At 69.6% G+C, this 23,976-nt stretch carries 19 protein-coding genes, 1 tRNA gene and 1 pseudogene; 10 read left to right on the top strand and 11 right to left on the bottom strand.

What is annotated here, in order from left to right; all coding sequences use genetic code 11:
- The first annotated feature begins 208 nt into the window (after nucleotides 1-208).
- Genes OG898_RS28890 through OG898_RS28880 form a run of 3 tightly spaced genes read left to right on the top strand, consistent with a single transcriptional unit; the run spans nucleotide 209 to nucleotide 3,020 of the window.
- Nucleotides 209-1,063, top strand: coding sequence for a hypothetical protein (locus tag OG898_RS28890; protein ID WP_250749662.1), 855 nt, complete (start codon nucleotides 209-211; stop codon nucleotides 1,061-1,063).
- On the top strand, nucleotides 1,060-2,736 hold the full coding sequence (locus tag OG898_RS28885; RefSeq protein WP_266960841.1) for an SsgA family sporulation/cell division regulator: 1,677 nt from the start codon (nucleotides 1,060-1,062) through the stop codon (nucleotides 2,734-2,736). The genes OG898_RS28890 and OG898_RS28885 overlap by 4 nt, the downstream gene beginning before the upstream one ends.
- Entirely contained in the window at nucleotides 2,733-3,020 is a 288-nt protein-coding gene (locus OG898_RS28880) for a hypothetical protein (protein ID WP_250749668.1), read from the top strand. Before OG898_RS28885 ends, OG898_RS28880 begins: the two co-directional genes overlap by 4 nt.
- A gap of 93 nt (nucleotides 3,021-3,113) precedes the next feature.
- On the opposite strand, the gene OG898_RS28875 is transcribed toward OG898_RS28880, so the two are convergent.
- Entirely contained in the window at nucleotides 3,114-3,692 is a 579-nt protein-coding gene (locus OG898_RS28875; RefSeq protein WP_266960838.1) for a hypothetical protein, read from the bottom strand.
- 361 nt (nucleotides 3,693-4,053) lie between these two features.
- Here OG898_RS28875 and OG898_RS28870 point away from each other — a divergent pair, with 361 nt between their 5' ends.
- Nucleotides 4,054-7,362, top strand: coding sequence for a hypothetical protein (locus OG898_RS28870; protein ID WP_266960836.1), 3,309 nt, complete (start codon nucleotides 4,054-4,056; stop codon nucleotides 7,360-7,362).
- A gap of 552 nt (nucleotides 7,363-7,914) precedes the next feature.
- On the opposite strand, the gene OG898_RS28865 is transcribed toward OG898_RS28870, so the two are convergent.
- Both OG898_RS28865 and OG898_RS28860 read right to left on the bottom strand, forming a co-directional pair.
- Nucleotides 7,915-8,448 carry an NUDIX domain-containing protein gene (locus tag OG898_RS28865; RefSeq protein ID WP_284717614.1) on the bottom strand — a complete coding sequence of 178 codons (534 nt, stop codon included), beginning with the start codon at nucleotides 8,446-8,448 and terminating at the stop codon, nucleotides 7,915-7,917.
- Between the two features lie 94 nt (nucleotides 8,449-8,542).
- Nucleotides 8,543-10,096, bottom strand: coding sequence for an ISL3 family transposase (locus OG898_RS28860; RefSeq protein WP_266962651.1), 1,554 nt, complete (start codon nucleotides 10,094-10,096; stop codon nucleotides 8,543-8,545).
- 456 nt (nucleotides 10,097-10,552) lie between these two features.
- On the opposite strand from OG898_RS28860, the gene OG898_RS28855 reads away from it, so the two are divergent.
- Nucleotides 10,553-11,191, top strand: a complete 639-nt coding sequence (locus tag OG898_RS28855) for a hypothetical protein (protein ID WP_266960834.1) — start codon at nucleotides 10,553-10,555, stop codon at nucleotides 11,189-11,191.
- 41 nt (nucleotides 11,192-11,232) lie between these two features.
- Here OG898_RS28855 and OG898_RS28850 read toward each other — a convergent pair whose 3' ends face one another.
- Nucleotides 11,233-11,598, bottom strand: coding sequence for a transposase (locus OG898_RS28850; RefSeq protein WP_266960832.1), 366 nt, complete (start codon nucleotides 11,596-11,598; stop codon nucleotides 11,233-11,235).
- Between OG898_RS28850 and OG898_RS28845 the strand changes: the two genes are divergently transcribed.
- The gene (locus tag OG898_RS28845) at nucleotides 11,519-11,866 is read left to right on the top strand and encodes an alpha/beta fold hydrolase (protein ID WP_266962746.1); all 348 of its coding nucleotides are present in this window, start codon (nucleotides 11,519-11,521) and stop codon (nucleotides 11,864-11,866) included. The two genes, OG898_RS28850 and OG898_RS28845, sit on opposite strands and share 80 nt — an antisense overlap.
- Nucleotides 11,867-12,175: 309 nt before the next feature.
- Here the strand turns inward: OG898_RS28845 and OG898_RS28840 are convergent, their stop codons facing one another.
- Nucleotides 12,176-12,793: a TetR/AcrR family transcriptional regulator gene (locus tag OG898_RS28840; protein WP_250749686.1), complete on the bottom strand. Its 618-nt coding sequence runs from the start codon at nucleotides 12,791-12,793 to the stop codon at nucleotides 12,176-12,178.
- A gap of 116 nt (nucleotides 12,794-12,909) precedes the next feature.
- Between OG898_RS28840 and OG898_RS28835 the strand changes: the two genes are divergently transcribed.
- Nucleotides 12,910-14,196, top strand: coding sequence for an alpha/beta hydrolase (locus OG898_RS28835; protein ID WP_266960828.1), 1,287 nt, complete (start codon nucleotides 12,910-12,912; stop codon nucleotides 14,194-14,196).
- 245 nt (nucleotides 14,197-14,441) lie between these two features.
- Here the strand turns inward: OG898_RS28835 and OG898_RS28830 are convergent, their stop codons facing one another.
- From OG898_RS28830 to OG898_RS28815, 4 genes are all read right to left on the bottom strand, one after another.
- Nucleotides 14,442-15,332: a phosphotransferase enzyme family protein gene (locus OG898_RS28830; RefSeq protein ID WP_266960826.1), complete on the bottom strand. Its 891-nt coding sequence runs from the start codon at nucleotides 15,330-15,332 to the stop codon at nucleotides 14,442-14,444.
- The gene (locus OG898_RS28825; protein ID WP_266960824.1) at nucleotides 15,329-16,099 is read right to left on the bottom strand and encodes a PIG-L deacetylase family protein; all 771 of its coding nucleotides are present in this window, start codon (nucleotides 16,097-16,099) and stop codon (nucleotides 15,329-15,331) included. Before OG898_RS28825 ends, OG898_RS28830 begins: the two co-directional genes overlap by 4 nt.
- A gap of 212 nt (nucleotides 16,100-16,311) precedes the next feature.
- Nucleotides 16,312-17,793 (bottom strand): NUDIX domain-containing protein, encoded by a 1,482-nt coding sequence (locus OG898_RS28820; RefSeq protein WP_266960822.1) that lies wholly within the window; start codon nucleotides 17,791-17,793, stop codon nucleotides 16,312-16,314.
- Between the two features lie 476 nt (nucleotides 17,794-18,269).
- Nucleotides 18,270-20,159, bottom strand: a complete 1,890-nt coding sequence (locus tag OG898_RS28815; RefSeq protein ID WP_266960820.1) for an ATP-binding cassette domain-containing protein — start codon at nucleotides 20,157-20,159, stop codon at nucleotides 18,270-18,272.
- A gap of 645 nt (nucleotides 20,160-20,804) precedes the next feature.
- Between OG898_RS28815 and OG898_RS28810 the strand changes: the two genes are divergently transcribed.
- A complete protein-coding gene (locus OG898_RS28810) occupies nucleotides 20,805-21,227 on the top strand; it encodes a hypothetical protein (protein WP_266960818.1) in 423 nt (140 codons plus the stop codon).
- A 29-nt stretch (nucleotides 21,228-21,256) separates the two neighbouring features.
- On the opposite strand, the pseudogene OG898_RS36350 reads toward OG898_RS28810, so the two are convergent.
- Nucleotides 21,257-21,625: pseudogene (locus OG898_RS36350) on the bottom strand (transposase); the annotation flags it as partial.
- Nucleotides 21,626-21,926: 301 nt separating this feature from the next.
- On the opposite strand from OG898_RS36350, the gene OG898_RS28800 reads away from it, so the two are divergent.
- Nucleotides 21,927-22,003 (top strand) — tRNA-Met (locus tag OG898_RS28800).
- A 511-nt stretch (nucleotides 22,004-22,514) separates the two neighbouring features.
- Nucleotides 22,515-22,751 (top strand): hypothetical protein, encoded by a 237-nt coding sequence (locus tag OG898_RS28795; RefSeq protein ID WP_266960816.1) that lies wholly within the window; start codon nucleotides 22,515-22,517, stop codon nucleotides 22,749-22,751.
- Here OG898_RS28795 and OG898_RS28790 read toward each other — a convergent pair.
- Nucleotides 22,748-23,701, bottom strand: a complete 954-nt coding sequence (locus OG898_RS28790) for a hypothetical protein (RefSeq protein WP_323182850.1) — start codon at nucleotides 23,699-23,701, stop codon at nucleotides 22,748-22,750. The genes OG898_RS28795 and OG898_RS28790 overlap by 4 nt on opposite strands.
- Nucleotides 23,702-23,976: the final 275 nt, after the last annotated feature.

Below are 23,976 nucleotides of genomic sequence, written 5' to 3'. Positions count from 1 at the left end.
GAGTAGGGGTGACGCGGAGGGCGTCGGCGGCTGCTGACGCCCGGTGTGGGAGCTCTAACTCCCCGGAACGCCTGCTTCCCCCGCCCGGCGGGTTGTGAACTGAATCACAGGCGGGGTGCGGGGGGAGGTGGGGTGGTGCTCCCTAAGACGTAGGGCGTGAGGCAATGCAGAAGGACCGCCAAGGGCACCTGGACGCAAGGGAGCGGATGTGCTGCCGACTGAGCTCGGAGGCGATGGAATCGCCGTTCGTGACGCGCTCCTCCTGGCTCGGTCGGGACCCGGTCTCGAGGGCGGATTCGAAGGTGGCTCCGAGGGCGGATCCGATCCGGCCGCGGAGGAGAATGCGGCCCAGCGGGCGCAACGCCTGCGGAACGACGCGAAGATCGTCGAGGTCCTCCGGAAGGACGGCTTCGAGGGCCCGCGCTACGACAAGGTCATCGAGCGCCTGACCGTCTACACCTGGTCCACCATGGTCAAGTGGTGCGGTTCCGGTGAGGTCTTCCGCCGGACGGCCGCCGTGGGACGCCCCGTGCCCCGCAGGCTGATCGTCCCCGACTGGTTGTCCGACGACCGTTTTGAGATCGCCACCGACAGCGTCATCAACGGCATCAAGGTCTTCCGCGACTACGGCCTGGTCGAAGGCCGCTGGCACCCGGCCGGCGGGGCGAGCCTCTCCACCTACTGCATGGGGGCAGTGATCCGTGCCTTCAGGCCCGTGTACAAGGCCTGGTACGACGGGAGGCGGGTCGAGCAGGCCGAGCTGCGCCGCTCCGGAGTGGACGACGGGATCGATCCGATGGCCTTGATCCCGGATCAACGGGCCGTCGACCCCTGTCAGGCCGTCGCTACCTACGACGAGATCCAGCAGATCCTGTCGATGGCCAAGGACGACAAGACCCGTGAGGGACTCGCCCTGTACGCCGCCGGGTGCACCCAGGAAGAAGCCGCGGCACGAGTGGGCCTGACACGAAAGGCCCTGGAGCGGCGCACCCACCGGCTGCGGAACTCGATCAACGAAAGCGGAGTACGCCGGCCCGGGCCGGAGGAGGGGGAAGCACGGTGAGCCTTCGACGTGACGGGTCCCTGGACGACGGACTCATGGTGACGGACGCCTTCGATGAGGCCTTCGATGTCGACTTCGACGCCCTGATGGAAGCCTCCAGCCTCGGGGCGCCTCAGGTGAAGGCCGTGCTGCGGGCCGGACCCGTACCGGAGGACGTGCACCGCCGTGTCGGCCGGGCGGCCTCCGCGTCGCCGGCATCCGCGCCGGTGGCCGGGGTACCGGCGGTGCGTTCCGTGGCTTCGGAGGTGGAGGAGGAACGGCGTCCGGCGGGTAGGGGCGGGGATCCCGAGAGGGTGCTGATCGTCGGCCGTGAGCCGGTCCGCGCCGGGTGGCTGGGCGGGGACCCGGCCGACTTGTGGGACCTGCTGACCGACCGGGCGGGCGGACAGGGGCCGGACGCAGGGTACTCGGAGGTCTCTCGTCTGGGGCCTGCGTGGCAGAGGTGGAAGCGACAGGCCGACGAGTTGTCCCGCGCCGAGTCTCCGGCTGTATCGGCAGTCTTCTGGGAGGACGGAGGCGAGGTGGAGATCCGGCAGGACTTGCTGTGGCACATCGCTACTGCGTTCGGTCCTGGCCTCGAAGTCGGGGCGGTCGTCGGGATCGAACTCGCCCTGCGGGAGTTGCTGTTTGCCGGAGAGGGCGGTGAGGTGGCGCGGCGGGATACCGAACGGCCCGGGTCCCGCGCGGTCGCTCCGTACGCATGGCCTTCGAGGGACCCACGGATCGGGGACCTGCGCGGTTACCCCTGGGTGGTTCAGCCGGTCAGTTCTCCCGACGCGGCCGAATCCGGCTGCTCCGAGCGGCTCGCCTCCCTGCTGGGTGCGTCGGGAAGTTGGAATGTGCGACTTGCCGTCGTGCCGTGGTGGAAGGAAGCCGACGTGGCGAGGACTTCGTCCACGGGTTCGGAAGGGCTCCTGCGGACGCGGACATCGAGGAAGCTGGCTGCCTTTCGGAGAGCAATCGGTCTGGGCACCGGCGACGAGCGATGGTGGCGCCGGCCTGGCCCCGCGCAGGCCGATCGGAAGGGGGAAGTGCCCAGCGCCGACCGGAAGGCCGACCTCGAACCCCGGGCGGAGGGCCCGTCCACGCTCAGAAGCTGGTGGGAACGTGACGGCGCTGAGGAAGTGCTCCGCGGGCGCATCCTCATGCACCTGTGCGGGCCGGCGGCGGATGCTTCGACATGGCCGCTCAGCGCTCGTCTGACGTACAGGGCCTCGGATCCCTACGCCGTGGAGATGGTGTTCAAGGACCCAGGGCGGGGGGCCGGCACCTCGTGGATGCTGGCGCGCGAGCTGCTGCTGGAAGGCCTCCGGGGCAGGGCGGGCAGGGGCGATGTCCAGGTATGGAGCGAAGAGGAGGGCGACCGGCCGAACACCGTGCACCACGACGGACAACGGCGGACGTACATCCGGCTGGTCTCTCCCGGGGGGACGGCCTTGCTCTTCATGGGGGCCGACCACGTGGCGGAGTTCCTGGAGCAGTCCCGGCGCGTGGTCGCTCCCGGAACCGAGCACGAGCATCTGTCCGGTGGCGTCGCGGAACTCGAGGCGCTGCTCCATGGCCGGGTGAGCCCGAAGGCCGGGGAGGGCGCTCCCCGCGCCCGCGGGGATGACCCGCGGTCGAGCAGGTCGAGGGGGATCGCTGCCGTCTGGTCCCCACGCATGCAGGGATGAACCAGGGCGATGGCCGCCGCGCGCAGCTCCGCGGGCCGGCCGGAGGCTGGCTGGAGTGCGTGGACATGATCGCCGCCGACGGCTTTCGTCAGACGATGTGGCTGTGGGGCGACAAGGGCTGCTTCGCCACGGTGGTGGTCACCGACCCGGACCTGCTGGACAGGTCCGACTCGTGCATCAACTGGTTCGGATTTTCCGCGCTTCTGCCTGTTGTGGGCAGTTTGCCGGGTTCCGCGAAACTGCTCCTACCGGCTCAGTACTTGCATGGAGTCGCCGCTCAATGAGCCTGCTTTCCGCGCACGCGGGGATGACCCCATGTACGACGCGCGTGACGGCTACGTCGTCACCTGCTTCCCGCGCATGCGGGGACGCGCGGCCTACGCCGCGGTGCCTCCGGCCCGTCTGCGGCGGGGTGCTGCGTCCAGGACGGCCCACATCCGGCGGCCGTCGTCACCGGTGTCGGTGCCTGCCGAGTCGACGGTGTGCAGCGCCGCGACGGCGGGCAGCACGGTGTCGTCCGTGGCCCCGGGCGTGTGACTGAGGACGGCGACGAGCAGCTTGTGGCCCTGGTCCCCGAGGTGGATGCTGAGGCGCTTTCCGCCGTCGGTGACGGCGGCCGTGACGAGGGTCCGTACCGCGCTGTCGAGGTCGGCTTCGTCCAGGGCCGGATACCCCCATCCGCGGGCGATGTCGAGAACCTGGCGGACCGCCTTGCTCGGGGCCCACTGGTCCGCGCGGAGCGCGATGGCAGCCGTACGCCGGTTGCGTACGACCATGCGCGGGCGCCGTACCGTGATCTCTGACTCCGACTGGGGTTTCGCCGCCGGCTGGGGCCGCGGTGCCTCGGCCGGCTTCTTCTGCGGGGGCGGTGTCTTCGGCGGGTAGGTCGGCGGTAGCTTGGGCCCCTTGGCCTCGGGACTGGTCAACTCGGCCTCCTCACGCACGGGATGCTCCATCTTGTCAGGGTCCTTCCACCCAAGGGGACGAATCATCCGGCTCGCCGGCGACGGCGGCGCGTGCCGGCGCGACGGCCTCGTGGGCGGCTGGCCCGCCGTACAGCCGGGCGGCGTATCCCGCTCGCGGCATCGTTGGCTGCTCGTCGTGTGCGTCGGGGGTGACCCTGAGGAGACGACTGCGGTTTGAACGGACGCCGCGCGCAGCAAGCCCACGGGCCTCGGAGGCGGCTCGGCCGGTTTTGGGTGTTCTGCCTGGTCAAGGGGGGGTGGGTGGCCGTGACAGGCGTGTCGGAGGCTGACCGTACAGTGTGACGCCCATGTGGGCGTCCACATCGGAGACATCGCTTCTGGGGGGAACAGAATGTTCAACTCCGCGCGTTCGCGCGCAGGATTCAGATCTGCGAAACGGCTGCTGGTACCCGCTCTGCTGGCGGCCCTGCTGGCGCCCGCCATCCCGGCCGGGAACGCGTTCGCCGCGACGACCCCGTCGGTCACCGCTCCCACGAGCGCGGCACCCGCACCCGTACCCCCACGCGCCTCGCAGGCCGAACCGGTGCAGCAGCGTCCGGCGAGCCCGGTCCGCGCGAACCAGGCCGCCGAGCAGGGGCCGGCCGCGGCAGGTGCTGCCGCTGAACCCTGCGCGCCGCTCGCGCTCGCACCCTTCGGGGATCCGGGCAGCGCGGTCGGCAGGGCGACGATCGCGGCTCAGAGCAGGGCCTGTTTCACGGTCGTCGTGACGAAGCCAGGACTGCACCGGCTCGTTCTGTCCGAACAGCAAGCCGTCCCTTCGCTCACTTCAGGCGGGGAGCAGGTCGGCTGCGGGGACCCCTGGAATGCCACCTGGTGCGAGCTCGGGGCCGGAACGTACACGCTGTCGGTCTACAACAGCAGCACTGCCACCTTCACGAACCGGGTCACCGTGGTCCCGCTCATGGCCGCCGATTCCGCGTGTCCGGCAGTCGCCGGCACCCGTTACGACTCCGCCCCGACCACGGGACGCGCCGCGGACAACCTGCGCATCCTCTGCTACACGTTCGACGCCACCGCCGGTGATCGGATTACCTCCGATCTCCGGCCGACCGCGGGGTACGGAGAATTCTGGCACTGGATCACGGATGGCAGCGGCAAGCGCATCTGTGAGAGCGCTGAATGCGTCCTGCCCGCAGGGGCGGGCGGCTACCGCATCCTCGCCGAGGTCCGCCGCGGAGACTTTCCTGTCGCTTACGCCCTGAAGGTCAGGCGTCTGTCGAACCCCGAGGGCTGCGTGCCCGTCACCGCGACCACGTACGGCTCCGCGCCCGTGCAGGCCGCCCCGCAGACCGGCTGCAGGACGTTCACCCCGGCCGCGACCGGCCCCTACGGCATCGTCGGCATCGATGCTCAGGGCGGGGCCTCCAACATCGAGGTGTACGCACCGGACGGCTCCGCCGTCTGCGTGAACGGCGAGATCTGCCCGCTCGCCGCCGGCACCCCGTACACCCTGCTCACCGACGTCGCCGTACGCATCCTGTCCCGTACGTCGACGGAGGGCTGTCAGAGCGGGGTCACCCTCGCGCGCGATTACAAGGGCACGTTCACCGTCCCCGGTGAGGTCGACTGCCTGAACCTGCCGCTGCCCCGAGGTGCCCACGTCGCCGTCCTGTCCGACGGCGTCGCAGGAATCACCGTCGTCGACGCCAAGGGGGCGACCTTCTGCGCGGACGGGCTGGAGGACGGCACGTGCGTCCTGGGCGGTACCGCCCCGTACCGTGCCCTCGTCTCCAAGAGCGACCCGTATGGCAAGGACGCCGTCTACCGACTCGTCGTGCACCGCACCGACGCGCCGAGCGCCTGCCGCACCTTCCTGCCTGGCGACTTCACCGGGAAGCCGGCCCGGATGAGCGTGAAGACCAGTACGGAGGTCTTCGCCGGCTGCCTGAGCATTGCGGCCAACGACCACTCCGCCCAAGAGCTCTTCCAGATCCAGCGGGTCTCGGGCGACTCGGACGCCCGAGCCACCGTCCTCGACGAAAAGGGCAAGCTGGTCTGCTCCATCAGCGCGTCCTACGGCTCCTTCTCCACCTGCGACCTGACGGCCAACGCCGCGCACACCGTCCTCGTTCGGGGCCGGAACGTGCCGGCCGAATTCGCCCTGACCCGCCTCGACGTCACCGCCACCGCGCGCGGCTGCGTCCCGACCGCGGCCACAGCGGTGGGCGGCCCGTCCACCGGAGGAGTACCGGCCAAGCCCGGCACGTTCCTGTGCCACCAGGTGACCACGGCGGATGCCGCGGACACCCTGCACCTGAACGCCCGTGACGCCCAGGGCTCCGCCCGGCTCCTGGTGTACGGGTCGAACGGCGCCGTCGCCTGCGACTACTTCGCCGCGGGCTGCGCCGCCACCGGCTCCGCCCGTTACCAGGTCCTCGTCCAGGTCCCGGAGGGCAAGACCGCGGCACCCGCCTACCGGCTGGACGCACTGCGCATCGCCACGGCGGCCGGGCCCGCCCCCGAGTGCATCAAGGTCCCGAACGTCAGCTACGGGTTCGGGCCGCTGACCGCCACCCTCAGCGAGCAGAAGACGGCGATCTGCGCCGTGCTCCCGACGGCAACGGGCGACAGGTTCGACCTGCGGTTCACGCCGGCCGGGACCTTCGAGCAGACGCCGACACCCTGGATGTACGACCGGTCGACCCTGAAGAACGGTTGCTGGGGGTCGCACAGCAGTGAGGGACAGACCTACGACTGCTCCCCTCCGAGCGGCTACCCGAAGGCCTACCGGCCGACCACCCTCGTGATCGGTCTGCCGGAGAAGCCCGCACAGGCCTCCACGCCGGTAAAGGTCGAAGCGACGTGCTCCGACGTCGTCTGCGGTCCCCATGCGCGCAGCGTCGGTACCGTGGGTCCGTCCACGGTCGGACAGGGCAAGATCACCATGACCGTCACCGGCGGCGCACTGCGCGAGGACACCGCGGTCGAGGTGCGCAACGGCAACTTCAAGGCCCGCTCGACGACCCTCGCGCTCACTCCGGACCGGCGCCGCCTGACGGTCGCCCTGGACCTCACCAACGCCCCGCTCGGTCCGCTGTCCGTGAGCGTGTTCGCGTTCGGCGCGGAGTACTCCAAGGGCTCGGTCACCGTCGTCGCTCCGATCCGCTCCACCGCCGCCCCCACCATCACCGGCACCGCGGTCGTCGGTGGCACGGTGACGGCAACGGCCGGCACCTGGTCGCCGGTCGCCGACTCCTACGCCTACCAGTGGCAGGCGGACGGGAAAGCGATCGCGGGTGCCACGACAGCCGCGTACACGCTGCCGGCGGCGCTCCAGGGCAAGCAGCTCACCGTGGCCGTGACCGCCCGCAAGGCCGGGCACCCGCCGGCGAAGGCCACCAGCGCCGCCGTGCTGGTCAAGGGAGCCGCACCCAAGCCGACGAAGGCCCCGTCCGTCACGGGAACGGCCAAGGTCGGCAGTGTGCTCACCGCGAACCGCGGGACGTGGACCCCGGCACCGACCTCGTACGCCTACCGGTGGTACGCGGACGGGAAGCTGATCACCGGCGCGACCGGGACCACGTTCACCTTGACCGGTGCACAGCTCGGGAAGCGGATCACCCTGCGGGTGACGGCCTACCGGACCGGTCACCTGTCCGGCACCGCGACGAGCCTTGCCACGGGGGTGGTCGCCGGCTGACCTGCATGCTTGCTGGACGGAAAGCCCCTGGGACGGCCTGACGGCCAACCCGGGGGCTTTTCCGTCGAGACATCCTCAGGCCGCCACCCCCGCTGCCCGGATGGAGGAGGCGCCTGCGCGGAGCTCGGTTGCCGTTCTGCGTGCGCCGGGCTGAGCCGAGAGGGAGGAGATGCGTGATGACAGGGATCGCGACACCACGGGAGGCGGCCCCGCCGGCCACGGCGGTTCCCCCTCTCGCGCTTCCGGGGCTGCCGCTACGGCGCGGAGGCCGCGGTCTACCGCGACAGCGTCGAGGGGCTCCTGGCCGAGCCGAGTGGCGAGGACAGCAGCCGCCATCACCGGCCGGCTGCAGATCCGCCCGGAGATCACCGCGGACGCGGTCCGAGCCATGCAGGTTCCCACGGTCGTCGAACGGGTCTTTGCCCTCAGCAAAGAGGCCCACGAGGCCGTCTGCTCGGCGCTGGACGACCGTTTGAGGCGTTGGCGCAGGCCGGCCCGCGCCCGTGTTTTCAACGGGTGGTTTTGGGGTCTGGCGCAAGTTCTGTGGTCTGGTCACGGTCCGTAGGATCGGAGGGGCTGCGACGCGAGCCATGCCGCATGCCGGTGCATCCAGGCCGGGTCGCCGGGGAACCAGCTGTCCCATTCCTCCTCCAGGCTCACCCATGTCACCGGCTGTCCGTCCTCCGGGACGAGCGGCACTTCGACATCGACGACTGCCGCGTATGACAGCCCGAACGTCACCGGAGCGCCAGGCCGATAGGAACGGACGGTCGCCAGAGCGGGCTCCCGGAGCAGTTCCACCCGAAGGCCGGTCTCTTCAAGAAGCTCGCGCCCTGCGGCCTCCCGGGGAGTCTCACCCGGTTCCACCCGCCCACCGGGCGGGACCAGGCCACGCCACCGATGTTTCACCAGCACGACCCGGGACAAGGTCTCGTCGAACACCCAGACCTCGGCCGCGAGCGGGCCCGCCAGCTCCGGCCCGGCGGCCGCCAGCCACCGAGACGCGTCGTCGAGCTCGACGACTGTCAAGCTCGCGTCCGCCATCGCCGCTTCGAGGGCCCGTTGTCCGATCTTGTTTCGAGTCATCGGATTAAGATACGAAGCCCGGCTGACATCGCCGTGCCCCCTCAGACGGGGCCTGCCGGGGACCAGGCGGGATCCAATCTCGAGTTACGGAGCGTCAGGCGAGAAGGACCCGCTTGCGTAGAAGTGGGAAGCCGGCGCGTCCGAACATCTGTCGTTTGAGCATCTTGATGCGGTTGACGGCGCCTTCGACGTGGCCGGAGTTCCACGGGGTGGTCAGCCCGGCTTCGACAGCGTCGTAGTCGCTGTTCAGGCCGTTGGCGAAGGTGCTGATCCCGCGCAGTCCGGACGTCATCGCCTGGGTGATCCACTCGGGCAGCCGGTTGCCTTCCAGGCTGGTGAGCATCTCGGCGAAGGACCGGACCAGGTCGGCGGTCGTCTCCAGTTCGGGGCAGCGGGCCAGGAGAGCCTTGCGCTGCAGTTCCTCATCGAGGGTGAGGCCGGCAGGGTGGCGGGTGAGCCAGCCGACCACGGCCCGCACGGTGGGCGGTGCGGGAGACGGAGCAGGCTGATCGGGGCTCTGCTGCCCCTGCTTCCACACGGCCAGCACGGTGTGGCCGCCCCGGTAGCCGCGTTCGCGGATCTCTGCCAGGAGCGTGAGACCCGTGATCTTTCCGCCCGTCTCCGCCCAGCGTTGCTCCAGGTAGGGCTTGTACGGGTCGAGGATGCTCGCGCGCGGCCGGGGCCGCCTCTTCATCATGTCCTGCCACCGTCCGGCGCGTGCGTAGCGGCGGACGGTGTTACGGCTCCAGCCCAGGTGGCGGGCGACCGCCCGCTCGCTCAGGCCCTGGCCGAGGAGGTCGTGGACCAGGGCGTGGTGAAGGCGGCGGCGCTCGGCCATCTTGCCGGCCGGCTCTGCCGGGACGGGTTGCTCGGGGTCCGGGGTTTCCCACTGAGGATCGGCCTCGGGCAGCCGGGTGGGCAGGGTGTGCAGGCACTGGCGGTGATCGACCACGGTCTTCTCCACGGCGCTGACCAGGTTCGCCCACAGGTGGTACCGGTCGGCGACTTGCCTGGCCCTCGGCGCGGCCGTCGAAGCGGCGTCGGCGTAGGCGCTGGCACGGTCGCGACAGATCACGTCGATCTGCGGGTGCCGGGCCAACCAGGGCGCGAGTGAGGCGGCATCGCGGTCCGGGAGCAGGTCCAGCACCTCATGGGTGACGGCGTCCGTGATCACCGTGCCGTAGACATGGCCCCGGCGCAGTGCAAAGTCGTCAACGCCGACCGCGACCGGGGCGCCTACAGCCGGGTCGGACAGATCCATCACACGTCGCAGCAGGGTGCTGCGGCTCGTACGGATGCCCAGCAGCGCGGCCATCCGCGCGCCGGACCGCCCCGCCAGAGCCAGGCCGAGGCCCGCGACCGACGCGCGCTGCCGCTCGGTGACCTGGCCGTTCCAGCGGGTCAGCCCGTCAGCCTGCTCGACGAAGGTCCGCCGCGGACACGCCCCCTGCGCGCAGATGAACCGGCGCACCCGCAACGCCACCACCATCGGCCTTCCACAACTGGGCAGATCAGACGGATACCGCAGGTAGGAGCCGTGTACGCGCTCCGACCACACCCCACAGCCGGGACACGCGGCCCCCAACGCCGCGAGCCGGGCCTCGACCCGTACCGCCGGACCCGACGCTTCGACACAGACGACTTCCACCTGCGGCAGCGACGGAAACAGCAACTCGCCGAGCCACGACCATGATTGCGACACGACCGCCGACGCTCAGCTATCTGAGGCACGGCACCATCGAGATCCGGACGATCTCCCGACCCACCAGCCCCGAGAATCCATCACCCAGCGTCACCGTCCACAGAACCTGGGCCAGACCCTGAGAACGGAGAACGTTTGTAGCTGACTACCAAGAACGCTCAGACGGTGCTGATGACGAATATGTCGGTGAGTTCTAGGAACGCGCAGCGGCGTGTCGCAGTTGGCTGTCAGCCGCAGCTGCGTTCGCGACCGGTCAGTTTGATGACGATCTCGAATTTCTGGCTCTGACCGGAATTCCGTGAATGGTAGTCCGACCGTCGCCGCGCCGACGCAAGGGAGCGTCTTGCTCACGATCCAGACCTCCAGCAGCTGCCGCCACTACGGAGGCCTAGGGCAGGGCACGTGATGACGACCTCGTCGATACTCGGACAGTTCGACCTCTGCGCGGACAAGTCAGAGTTCCCCAACCTGGACAACGGCTACTACTACCCGGTCGATGCACGTATCCACCTGTTCGGCGACACCATCCGTTGGGCCATGGTCACCGAGTTGCTCGGCTACAACCCTCGCGGCGCCAACCTCATCGACGTCATGTACTGCTTCGGCAACTCCCTGACACGCGGCGAGCCCGGGTTCGGCGACTTCCTGGACCGCGTCGACAACATGGAGGAGATCGATGCCGACGGCGACGAAGTCTTCGTCGGGGGAGTCCCGTTGGTAGTACGCGGGACTGCACTGGCAGTCGAAGCCAACGCCGGCACCCCTTTGCAAGACGTATTCCGTCTGCTCACACCGGCGCACAGAGGGCTTCTGCTGGCCACGGAGGAGGAACTACGGGCCAACATCCCATCCGACCTGCCTGTGCTGCTACGGCTCGACGAATGGAACCAGCCGGAAGACCTCTGGGAGGTTTTGCCCAGTCAGCACGAAACCTTCCAGATGATCGCGGAGGTGTTGGACTCCAAGGACCCGGCCCGCTACCAGCCGACACTTCCAGCGCACACACACTGGGCTCACTGGCCGGACGCCGGAACCCTGTAGCGTCTGCCTCGCTTCCACCCCTGTCACCGGATCGGCACGCATCATCGCGTGAGGATACGAGTCCGGAGAAGGGCGAAGGATGCCCGTCGGTACATTGCTCTCTTGTGTGTTTTGACCCTGTTGACGTGGCCTTCAACGACGCCTGAGCTCCAGAGGAGGGTGAGTCCCGCCGTGACGGCGTCGAGGCCCTGGCGGAGGAAGCCGGCGAAGCCGCTCACCGGCTTCGGGGCGTCTTGTTCAGCCTGACGGATCCACTCGGTCAGTAGGAATCCACGTCGGTGGCGGAGGAGCTCGGCGAAGGCTCGGGCGAGGTCGAAAGCCCGGGCGATGTCCGGGCAGGCGATCCGCACCCTGTGGTTCTCGCCGCTGCACTCGCTGCGAGAGCTGGGGCTTTTCGTCAAAGGCATGACCCTCTCGGAGCAGATCACTCAGGCCACCGCCGGGTTCGACGACTGGGCGGACGGCACGAGATTCGAGCTCCCCTTCTTCGTCCTTCAGGGCGAGAAGGGCGTCCTTACGTCGCCCGAGCTCGCCCGCCGCTTTTTTGACCACGTCCAGGGCCCGGTCCAGGGGTTCGCGGTGATCGAGGACTGCAGCCACTTCGCGGCGTTCCGACGGCCGGAGCGGTTCCTTGAACTGCTGCTGGCCCGCGTACGGCCGCTGGTCGTCAGCTAGTCGGCTGTTGCAGCACGCGCCTGACCTGGGGTAGCCGGGCGGGCGCCCAGCTAACAGCGGCCCCGCCTCCTGGCGATCATCCAGAACCTCTGCGAGCGCATCCGCGAGGCCCGCGCCAACGGCTGGCTCGGCGATGTCGAAGGGCTTCACGTCAGCTTTGACGCCGCGATGGCCAAGCTCAACAGCCTCAATCGGGCTCCGACCGATGGACGGCCGCACCTGGTTGACCTTGGCATGCCGGTCTTCACTGACCACGCACCACGGCTTCAGCCAAGGGTCGGGCGAGCCTGGGTTCCGGCCCTGATCCGGTCACCGGGCGAGTTCGGCTTGGCGAAGACTGCGGAACACCTCCGGGGTCGTCCATCCGCGCAGCGTGGCGTGAATCGTCGAGCGGAAAGCGGCCTCGGCCGTGGCGGCGTCGAGGGCCCCGGCGAGTTCGAGAGTGACGAGCCCGTGCAGGGCAGCCCAGATCGACAGGGCGATCGACGTTGCGTCGCCGGCGAGGACGGACGCCGCCAAGGCACGATCGATCGCCGTGAGGAGCGGGCGGATCGGGTCACTGGCACCGGCCTCTCCCGACGGGTCGAAGGACTGCACACCACCGAACAGCACTGTGTAGAGGTGGCTGTGTCCGCGCCCCCAATGACGGTAGGCGACGGCCAGTGCGTAGAGGTCGGCGAGAGAGTCCGCGGAGGTCTGTACCGCCGACAGGTCCTGGAACAGGCCGGCGACGGCTCTGTCGCGCACCGCACGGATCAGCCCGTCCTTACCGCCGAACAAGGAGTACACCGCCGTCGTCGACGCCTCGGCGGCAGTGGCCACGGCGCGGACCGTGACGGACTCCCGCGGACGGGTGGCGAGCATCTCGGTCGCGCACTCCACAAGCCGCTCTTTGACGGCCTCGTCGTTTGTTCTGGGCCTACCCACGGTCAGCAGCCTACCCCCTCTGATAACGTCGTTTTGAAACAGTGTTCTGAAACTGTCGGAGGTCCGCCGTGCCCACGTCCGCCTTACGTCTCGTCCGTTTCACCGGACGCTTACTGTTGGCCCTGGCCGCCGTTGTGGCGCTGGTCGTCGTCTTCCCCGTACTGATCGCACTCACGGCCGGGGCGGGTTCGGGGCTCGCCGCGTGGTTGACGACCCTCGGGACCGGGACCGTCCTCGCGCTGTGGCGGGGTCGGCACCGCACCTGGCCGGCGCGGCTCGTGCCGGTCCTACCGGTGGTCGTCGCGGCGGCGTTGACGGCGGCGGTCTGCATCCCGACCGCACCGACGGCCCGGCGGTATCCGCCCGCGCTGCCGTTCGTGTCCACTCAGCACTGGAACCTGGCCACGGGCAGCCGGGTCGCGGTCTATCACTACCCGCCCGCGAACCCCGGCCCCCGGCATCCCGTCCCGTTCGTGTACCTCCACGGAGGACCCATCCGCGGCATCTCGGTGCAAGACCACACCTTTCTGCAACTCCTGGCACGCCAGGGCTACGACGTCTACGCCTACGAACAGGCCGGCGGCGGACGAAGCGACCTGCTCCCCATGGACCAGTACACGATCTCCAGGACGGTCCGCGACCTCGCCGCCTTCGTCGACCGCCTGGACAAGGGCAAGGTCGACATCCTCGGATTCTCCGGGGGCGGAGTCGTGCTCGCCCGAGCCCTGGCCGACCCAGGCGTCGCCACACGCCTGCACCGGGCGATCATTGCCGAGCCCGGGCCCATGGACGGCCCCACCGCACACACCACCGGGCACACGGGCCGAGCATCCGCACAAGGCCTCGCCCCGGACCCGTCCGGACCGCGATCGACGCACGTGCCCCGGTACGCCGTGGCATTCGGCCTCATGCGACTCGGACTCCTCAGCCCCGACACCGGACTGATCGGACAGGCCGAAGGCGCCAACGTCTTCACCGCCGCAGACCTCGGCGGTGACACCGCATCCGCCTACTGCGCGGGCGACGCGCACCGCATCCCCAGCGAGGACACCGAACAGAACTTCTCCTTCAGCCCCGCCGCCAGCCTCCGCGTCCAGCAGACGGTCAAGGACTCGCCTTCCCTCATACCGCTACTGAGGCAGTCCCGGACCCCCGCGATGCTGATGATCGCCGAATGCTCCTCCCAGGTCCGTCAATGGGCGACCGCCATCCTCGCCAATGACCCCGCCATCCAGCGCACGCAGTACATGCCCGGAGTCGGCCATCACATGTGGAACGGCCTCGACGACAACAACGACCGGGCCGCCGCCGTCATCACTGCGTTCCTTCAGGACAAGCCGGCCCCCTTGCCGAACTACCCGACCCGCGACGAGATCCCTACCTTCATGCGCGACCACAAATGAAGTCGTTGCAGCCCGGCACCGGCGTAGACGGGCGAAGCCGCGAAGCAGCCTGGGCCTTGCGCGAAGTACAGCCAAGGACGAGTTCTTGGTCCGGAGGGCGTGTGCCGCACGGTGGGCGTCCGTCCGTGCCCGCTGGGTTATCCGGCCGACGATGGTGGAGGCGGGTGTGACGCAGCGGATGACGCGAATGTCGGGTCGCGCTCCGATTCGGGGAATCGTGTCAGGTCCGGAAGGGGTTCGGCGGTTCACGGATGGTGGTCCTCGCGCATCAGACGGTCCAGGGTTCGCCGCCCGGACGCGGTGACGAAGACGTCGGCGTGTGCGGGTCCCCAGGCAATGGATGCGGCCGCGTCCAGCGCGGTCAGGCACCGCAGTGCGACCCCTTCGTCGTCGGTCAACCGGCGGCCGTACCCCTGAAGGAACGCTCCCATCCGGTCAGGGTGTTCGGCCCACTCGGAGGTGGCGAGGATCACGAGGTCCTGGACGACCGGCGCCGTACGCGCCCCCTCGAAGTCGATGATCGCCAGCCGGCCATCGGCCGAGCACATCCAGTTCCGGGGTCTGCTGTCACCGTGGATCAGGCCGACCGGCACCCTGCCGACATGGCGGAGCCGCTCCGCATACCCCCGGACCAGGCTCTGCTCGGCGACGTTCATCTGGGCCCCGGCTTGCGCAAGGTGATCCTCCACAGCGTTCGACGCCGCGTGAAAGGCCGCTTCTACGACGGCGTGGACCGGCACCCCGGCCGTGCCGGCTTCGTGGAGGCGGGCTGTGAGCGCACCGGCCTGCCAGTGCACGGTGCGCTGCTCGGCCGCGCTCATTCGGAGCCCCTTGACGGGAGTCCCGGGCACGGCGGTGAGCAGCAGGGCGAGGCTCTCGGCACGGCAGTCGAGGAGCTGAGGGGCCCGGCTGTGTCCAAGGGCTGGCACGGCGGATCGGTAGGCCCAGTTCTCGCGGGTGAACGACTCCCCGTCGGGCGAGACCTTCAGGTAGTACCGGCCACCCTTGCCGGCCTCCAACTCCCAGACCCGGGAGGACGGCCGGTCGTGCGAGGCGTCCCGTACGGTGGTCACCGGCCCGAGGTGCTGCTCCACCCACCCCGTCAGCTCCGCCGGGAACGACTGCTGCTCCCTCACGCTCCCTCCGTTGCCGGCCGTGGCAGGTCCTGGACACGGTGCCCGGGGACCCGGCCGGGGTCCAGGTCGTAGCAGATGAACCACTCGGTGCCCAGGATGTTCGCCCGATCTTGTTCGGGGAGGCCGGCCAGGAGGGCGGGCAGGGAGCGGGACCGCGCTACTTCGGACCGGTGGGCCAGGATCGCCTCCTGCTTCCGGTCGATCCACGGCCGTACGTCGACGGCCGTCGTGATCATCTCGTCCGGGACCGTCCGAAGGCGCTTCCCGGCGGTGGCGACAAGGTCTCCCAGCGGCTGGGCGCCCGCGGTTGGGTAGGCGCAGAGCCAGAGGCTGCTGGGGGTCCAGGCCGGGCCGGCCTGTGGGTGGAGTTCTGCGATGCCCGCGGCATGGGCAGCAAGAAGAGCGATTTGGTGGGTCCGGATGTGGTCAGGGTGTCCGGATGCCCCAGTGGGGTCGTGGCTGATGACGATGTCGGGCTGGAATTCGCGCAGGTGGGCCACGATCCGGCCGATCGCCTCGTCGAGCGGGGCATCGCACAGGCGCGGCTGTTCGGGGGCGGACTCCGGCACCTGGTGGTCCGCGTAGCCGAGCAGGCGGGGTGAGCCGGCGCCGAGGGCGTCGAGCGCGTGGGCGAGTTCTTCGGCGCGGTGGGTACCGGGCGTCCAGGTGGCTGTCACGACAGCGGTGCGGGCACCGGCCGCCGCATGCTGCGCCAGGACGCCACCTGCGGCCAGGGCTTCATCGTCAGGGTGGGCAAAGATGCCCATGACGGACTGCGTTGGGATGACTTCCTCCGTGGGTCGAGGTTCGTGCTCCGGCGTGGTGCCGGAGGCTTTGGGCGGGGATTACATGACCGGGGGCCCGGATTTCCGGGGCCCGTCAGCGGGGAAAAAACCGCCAGCAGACGGGCCGCGCCCGACTTCAGTAGGGAGTCGGAGTCGGAGACGGAGCGCGAGGCGGCTACGGCGCCGGGAACAGCTCAGGACCACCCGAGTTCGGTGTAGACGCGGCCCGCCTGGATCCCTTCGATGGCGGCCGCTGCGTACGGGACGATGCGCTCGGGAAGCCGTGTTGGGTCGTGCCAGTCCCAGGACGTGCAGCGGTCCGGCTCGCGGACCTCGGGTGTGCCCTGCCACCGCCGGGCACGGAGGAACAGACCGATCCGTGGCTGGGCCCCGGGCGCGTCGATCATGTGCACCACGTGGACCAGTTCCACCTCGTCCGGGTCGATCAGCAGTCCCGCCTCCTCCTGAGCCTCCCGGACCACGCAGCTCACCGCGGATTCCTGCTCGCAGTGGCCGGCGAGCAGGTGATGGGTGGAGGCGGCGAACGCGGAGCTGGGGTGCCGCAGTCCGAGGAGGACCTTCCCGTCTTCGCGCTGGAGGTAGAGGTGGACACCCACGATGTGCGGGACGCTGCTGCTCCCTGCCTTTGACCTGGGCCGTTGCTCCGCGACGGCCAACAGTTCCGGGTCGGAGCGGGTGTCGGAGGCGGGTCCGGCCGCGTGCTGGCGTACGAGGTCGAGGGTGGAGGGGCTCAGCCTGAGGCGGGTCATCGTGTCGGGGCTGAACCAGGCGACCATGACCCCTTCTCGGAGGTCGACGCTCGCCGGATCGCCGGTCCACCGGCCGCAGAAGATCTGGACCGGGACAGCCATTCCATTGGTTCCGGTGGCCACCTCCACGGCGAACGGCTCGAGCACCGGCAGGGCGAGTCCGGCTTCCTCCCACAGCTCGCGGCGGGCCGTGGCCTCCAAGGAGGCGTCCTCGGGCTCACGGCCGCCACCGAGCAGAGACCAGGCACCCGGCTCCCAGATCCCCTCGACGTCATCGCGCAGATGAAGAAGGTACTTTCCCCGGCCGTCATGGATCAGCGTGGTGGCGTTGACCGGTTCGATCCGGCCGTCGAGACCGGAGGCCAAGAGCTTCGCCCGCAGCTGCGGGGCCGCGACCTCGTCGAAGGCGCGCCACTCGGCGGCCGAGACCTCCTCCGTCTGCACGGTGATCTCGACGTTCCTGTCCACCAGCTGGAAGACGAAGCGGAAGTCCCAGTGCTGGTGGGCGTCTTCGCTCTTGACGGGGTTGGCGTCGACGTCGAATACGTCGATGTCGATGGGCAGGGGTCCGTAGGCGGTGGTGGCGCACAGGGCGCCGGGCGGGATGCCGGCCTCCTCGTGGACCTCGCGCAGTGCCGTCTCCAGCAGTGAGCGGTCACCTGCCTCCACGTGCCCGCCTGGTGCCAGCATCAGCCTGAAGAGGTTGTGGTGGATGAGCAGGACACGGCGGTTGTGGTCGACGACGACCGCGCTGCAGGTGATGTGCCCTGGCATGGTCGAGCGGCTCGTGGGATCGGCGTCTTCGTCCAGCATCCGCAACAGAGGTGCGAGCGCGGGCGCTTCGGCCGGGTGCTGTTCCAGGTAGGCGGTGACGAGAGTGCGGATGTGGGCGGTGGAGGGCGGCAAGGTGACCTCACAGAGATGGCGGATGTAGGGAGCGGTGGGCTGGAGGTGCCGGCAGGGCGCAGGGCCGGGGCGCTGGCCATCAGGTGGACCGTCGTGGGTCGAGTCCTGGCTCACCGCTCAGGACTGTTCGATTCCCAAGGGTTGCTGCCCGTTGCTGCCCGATGCTGATGTCGGCTCCTACGGCGTCCTCCAACTGGGTGGCCGGATGGCACTGGTGCTCTAAAAACGCGCTCAGCCTCGGGTCGTAACGGCCGGGAACGGATGATTCATAGAACGGTTGTGCGGCTGCGGTGTGCGGGGCCGGTCACGCGGGGCTGGCTGGTCTTGAACTCACGCGTTCGAGTGGAGGCGGTGGAGTGACACTCGATCAGCGGCTTGCGTTTTTCGGTCGGGTGCCGGCCTGTCAGCCGGGGGTTGGCGGTGATGTCTGAAGAGGTCTCCGAAGGCGGAGACCTCCAGAGGTCCGGGCTAGCGGGTCATCGGTCCTGCGAAAGATCGACGAGCTCCCTGAAACGGCCACCTTCCACGGCGACCAGCTCGTCGTAGGTGCCGTGCTCGGTGATCTTGCCGCCGTCAAGGACGATGACGCGGTCGGCCAGGCGGCAGTTTTCCATCCGGTGCGTGACGATCACCGTGATCCGGTCCTGCTTCATGTCCCGCAGGCCGGTGAAGACCATGTGCTCGCCGCGCGGGTCCATCGCCGAGGTCGGCTCGTCCATGACCAGCAGGCGCGGCCGCCGGTGGAACGCCCGCGCACACGCGAGGCGCTGCCACTGCCCACCCGACGGCTCGTGGCCGCCCCAGATCGAACGCGCAAGGAGGGTGTCCAGCTGCTGCGGGAACGCTTCGACGGCCTCGCGCATGCCGACCGCGCTCAGGGCATCCCAGACGGCTTCCTCACCCCGCACGGGATCGGGCTGACCGAGTGTGACGTTCTCCCGGGTGGAGAACGGCCAGTAACCGTAAGACTGGGTGACCAGGCCGACATGCTGCCAGGCGGTGCGCTGGTCGCAGTCAGCGGTCGGGATCCCGTCCCAGGAGACCGTGCCGGAGCTCGGGACCGTCAGGGAGGTGAGCAGCCGGATCAGAGTGGACTTGCCGGCGCCGTTCTCGCCGACGACGGCGATGACCTCACCGCGGGTCAGGGTGAGGGAGACCGGGCCGAGCGCGGGCTCGTCCTTGCCGGGGTAGGTGTAAGTGGCCTCCTCCAGCCGGATTTTCTCCGGCCCGCCCTCGATGACCTGCGGGCCGCGGGGCCCCGACTTCGCGGCGGCCTCCTTCACGAAGTTCGTGTAGTCCCCGAGGTACAGGGCGTGCTGGAACATCGCCGCCCCGTAGACCACCAGCTGCGACAGCGCGGCGGTCGAGGTGCGCATCGCGACGATGGCCGTGCCGGCCGCGGCGATGGCCATGTATCCGCCGACCACCAGCGCGGCGAGCGCGCCGTACGTGGCGACGACGAACACGCCGGAGCATGCGGCTGCGATCAGGTAGACGACCAGGTACTGGGGGGCGGAGGACACCATCCGGGAGTCGATACGCTCGCAGACGGCCGCGTACCAGGCGTGGGCGTACGGCCGCATGCTGTTGCCGCGCAGCTCCTCCGAAAGCTTCGGCGTCGTCAGGTGCCACCGCATCATGTGCTTGATGTTCCGCGAGGCGACCGACGCGTTGTGCAGGCGGTAGTCCAGGCGTGCCGCGTACACGGACCCGAGGCCGCGCGGGACCACCGACAGCAGGAGCAGCGGCAGCAGCACGGGGTGGACGAGAGCGAGCACGGAAGCGACAGCCACCATGTCGATCAAGCCGCCGGTGAACCCGAGGGCGTCCTGCAGCAGCATCGCGGAGCGGGCGGAGCCGGTCTCGGCAGCCTCGGAGCGCTCGGTGAAGTCCGGGGCGTCGTAGGCCTCGAGCTCGACGTCCATGTGCGCGTCGACCATCGCGAGGTCGGCGAGGGTGGCCATGCCAGGGTTCAGCCGGCGTGCGGCGCTGCCGGAGGCGATCGAGGAGAGCGCGCCGAGGGCGGTCATCGCGGCCGCGATCACCAGCGGCCAGATGGAGGCCGAGATGCGTTCCTGGACGCCGTCGCCGGCCAGCAGGGGAACCATCGCCTTGGAGATCGCCGCGAGTGCGGCAGCCGTACAGATCCCGCCAAGGATCTGGGCGGCAACCAGCACGTGGAAGGCGTTGCGGTTCACGGCGAGCGCGAGCTGCGAGGTCTGCCGTAGGGCGGCCGGGACGCGGCGGGCCATCTGCCTGAGCGACAGGGCTTCCATCGTTTCGTTGTGCTGGCCCCAGGTGTACTTGAAGTCCGGCGGTGCGGGGGCCGCGACGGTCTTCTGTTTCACGTCTTGCTGCTCGGACACGCGAGATCTCCTTCAACTGGCGGGCTGTGGAGCTGAGTTCACCCGCTCTCGCGCATGACGAGGAAGCACGTCGGCACGGTGAGGTGGGCCGGACGCGAGAGGCGGGGGACTGGAGTGAGTGAGTAGAGCGCAGGCTGGGTGCCGGAGCAGCGGGATCTGGCCGCCCTCGTGGTGGCGGCCTCCTTGGTATGGGTGCTGATCATGTCGGGGGGCCGCCGTGCTGCTGGGGCGACGGCTCCCGGAGGTTGACCGGAAGCCGCCGGTCGGTGGGGTCGACTGCCAGAAATCGCTTGCGGTGTCCGCTTCCCAGATCCGTACGGCGTCCAGGAACGGAGGTCCCGCACGCCCCCGGCCGGGTTTCCGGGGCCGCGGTGATGCGGAGCCGATGCCGGGGCTCCGGTGGGGATGATCGATGACGGTTTCAGTGCCGCCACCTTCGTGGACTTGGACGTCGGACTGCGCAATCAGCCCGGCGGCCCGGCCCGGGTGGCCGTTGGCGCGCTGGCCCTGAAAGAGCTTTTTGTCCCGGCGGGGGTGTTTGGCAATGCCGACCGGCCGGTGGGGTCTGGGAGGCCACGTCGACGCGGTTGGGTGCCCTGACCTCGCCGACGGTCGATGCCGGCGTCGGGTGAGAGGATCACGTTCATGCCCCTGCCTCATCCCGATGATCTGACTTCGCTGGTCCTGCGCACCGACTTCGGTGACGAGGGAGCCTGGGATGCGGTTCGAGCCGTACTCGATGCTGCTGGCGAGTATCCCCATGCCACGTATGTCAGCGACCTTTGCTTCGCCGACGTGGATGTCCAGGCACTCGTGGACGAAGAAGCTGCCGCGGAAGAAGGCGACCAGATCGTCTACACGTTCCTGGCGGACACGATCACGATGGGCGATCCGGGCCACCCAGTTCTGGCCGTGGACCTCTCGGACGAACCTGGGCGAACGTTCAGGGTTCCGGTGCAGTGGTTTCCGGACGTGGCTGCCAACCTCAGCATCGCCAACATGGACTTTGCGGACTTCGCCGATGCCGCTGACGGATCGGGGACCTTCCGTGGCTTTGAGGGGGGCTGACGCCTCACGTTGAGTACGCACGGGGCGAGCTATGTGCCGCGCCAGTTCAGCGTGGCTTCGTGCGTGAGGCGACGGCTCATCAGGTCGATCATCGCGAGGCGGATCATCGCTTCGGAGCGGGGTGGGTGGGTTTCGTAGTCGCGAGCGAGGCGGCGGTGGTTCATCAACCAGCCGAAGGTCCGCTCGACGACCCACCGCCGCGGGATGACCTTGAAGCCCTTCTCGCCCGGGTCGCGGCGGGTGACCTCGACGTCGATGCCGAGGGTGGCGCCGTGGTCGATGGCGTTGGTCCGGTATCCGGTGTCGGCCCCGGCCTTGGTGATGCGGGGGTAGGCTTTAGCGATGTTTGAGAGCAGGTGGATGCCGCCGGCGTTGTCGGAGACGCTGGCCGCGTCCATGATGCGGCGCAGGTCGTGCTCGGGCGGCCGCCCGATATCCAGACCCTTCCCTCGCCGCTCGGCCCGCCAGGCCGACACGATGAGGTCAAGCGAACGGGTGGAAAGGCAACCGGCAAGGGCGTCAGCCGCAGCTTGGTCCGCTGGAGGGGCGGTCGTGGTACTCCGAGACACTCCCCGGTCCGTTGCCGAGGAGAACGGCCTGAGGTCGGTCCAGACTTGCTGCGGGCGGAACGCGATCGCCTCATCGCCTGGATACTCGGTCGGAAGCGTGGGGCCAGTGCCGTATGGTGGTGTTCACCGACGCGGGGTGGAGCAGCTCGGTAGCTCGCTGGGCTCATAACCCAGAGGTCGCAGGTTCAAATCCTGTCCCCGCTACCAACGCAACAGCCCCCTCGACCACCAGGTCGAGGGGGCTGTTCGCATTCAACGCCCGCACCCCCGGCGTGGAGACGGCCGGGCGCACGCGAATCGGGCGGTCCTACGCGCCGGGCTTCACCTTCACGATCTTGATGTCTGATGCGCCCTCGGCCTCGAGACGGGTTTTGCGGTGCTCGGCGCTGGGCTGAATCTAGCTGATCCCGAGAACCACCGGCCAGCTATCGCTCGCCCGCACCCACCTCACCCGGTAGTTGTCCATGACCTGCTCCTCGCCGTTAACCGCTCGGCGGCACCACAGCCGCAGGTCACTGCCTCGCACCCGGCACTGACATACGCCCGGCCAGCGCCCCACGGTCCCGGGGACCCGAAGCTGGCCTACGAGGCCGGGCAGCGGACCTGGACGGCAGCCCGGGGTGGGCGATCCGCATCCGGGTTCCGTCGTAGACCACGGTTTCCGCCGGCAGGATCCGCAGCCCGTCTCACCGTCGGCCCACGCCGCATCTTCACCGAGGTGTACGGCGACCCGACGGCCAAGGAGGGGCGCATCGGCATCTACGGAACAACGGGTGACGGGCACGACATGTCCCCGCGCCTGCTGACCTCGTTCGCGGATGCCGCGCGAGCCGCCGCCGAGAGCGTCGATACGATCGTCGACCCGGACCCGGCGGACCGGGCCGACTCCCTGACCCGCGAGCTGCGTGCAGCACTGGTCCACCCGGCAGTCGGCGCGGACGCGCAGAGTTGCTAGGACCGTCCCTCGCGATGGGTGCCCGCCGGGAGGGTGCGGGTGGGCGGGATCGCCAGGCCCGTCGGGGTGTTCAGGCCCGTGACGGGGAGGGTCGTCTGGCCGCTGCCGTCGGGGGAGAGGCGGACCACCCGGTTGTTGAAGGCGTCCGCGACGTAGAGGCGGCCCCGCCCGTCGAGGGCCAGGCCCAGCGGGTCGTTGAGCCCGGACGCGGGGACCGTGCTCTGGCCGGAGCCGCCGGCCGCCAGCCTCACCACACGGCTGTTGCCGGTGTCGGAGACGTAGAGGTTGCCCGCCGGGTCGAGGACGATGCCGGCCGGCTGGGAGAGCCCCGAGAAGGGAAGGGTGCGCTGCGCGCCGCCTCCGGCGGGGAGGGTGACGACGCGGTCGTTCACGAAGTCGGTGACGTAGAGGGAACCCGCGGAGTCGAAGGCGAGGCCCCAGGGGTGGAGAAGTCCCACGGTGGGTACGGTGCGCTGCCCACTGCCGTCCGCGGGTACCTCGACGACCCGGTCGTTGAAGCTGTCGGCGATGTACAGATCGCCCTCGGCGTCCAGTGCCAGCCCGAGGGGGCGGGAGAGCCCGTCCGTCGCGACGGTGACCTGGGGGCCGCCGTCCGCGGGGATCCGTACGACCCGGTTGTTCCCGGTGTCCGCCACGTAGAGATCGCCCGCGGCGTCGACCACCATGCCCGTGGGCCGTACCAGGCCCACGGCGGGGACCACGTCCTGCCCGCCGCGCCGCGCCACCCGCAGCACCCGGTCGTTGCCGTAGTCGGAGACGTACAGCGTGCCGCCCGGGCCTCCGGATCCCGGGTCGGAGGCGGCTGCCGTACCGGCCGGGGCCAGCCCGATGGCACACAGCGCCAGCAGCACCAGGACGGAGCCGGCCCTGCGGCCGGTACGGCCCGTACGGTTCGTACGCGGGGGTTCGGGAACTGCGGAACGGGGCACGGCGCACCTACCTGTCCTGGTCGTCCGGCCGCCGAGGCTAGCCCTGTCGGCCCGTCCGCTTCCCCGCACCACGCCATGGCCCGGCCGCCTTGCACACGGACGGCCGGGCAATCACCGTTGTACCCTCACCCCGCCCTGAGTCCGAGATCCGGGACGACCACACCTGGCTCGCTGCGTTCATGTCTGACCTTCGCCATGACGCACAGGTCCTGTGACGGCAGGCCCATGCCGGTGATCGTCGTGGAGTCGCCTCGCCGCCACTGGATGTTCGGGGC

Source organism: Streptomyces sp. NBC_00193 (genome assembly GCF_026342735.1).
Classification (GTDB): Bacteria; Actinomycetota; Actinomycetes; order Streptomycetales; family Streptomycetaceae; genus Streptomyces; species Streptomyces stoeckheimensis.
This window is presented reverse-complemented; position numbering and strand designations above follow the sequence as displayed.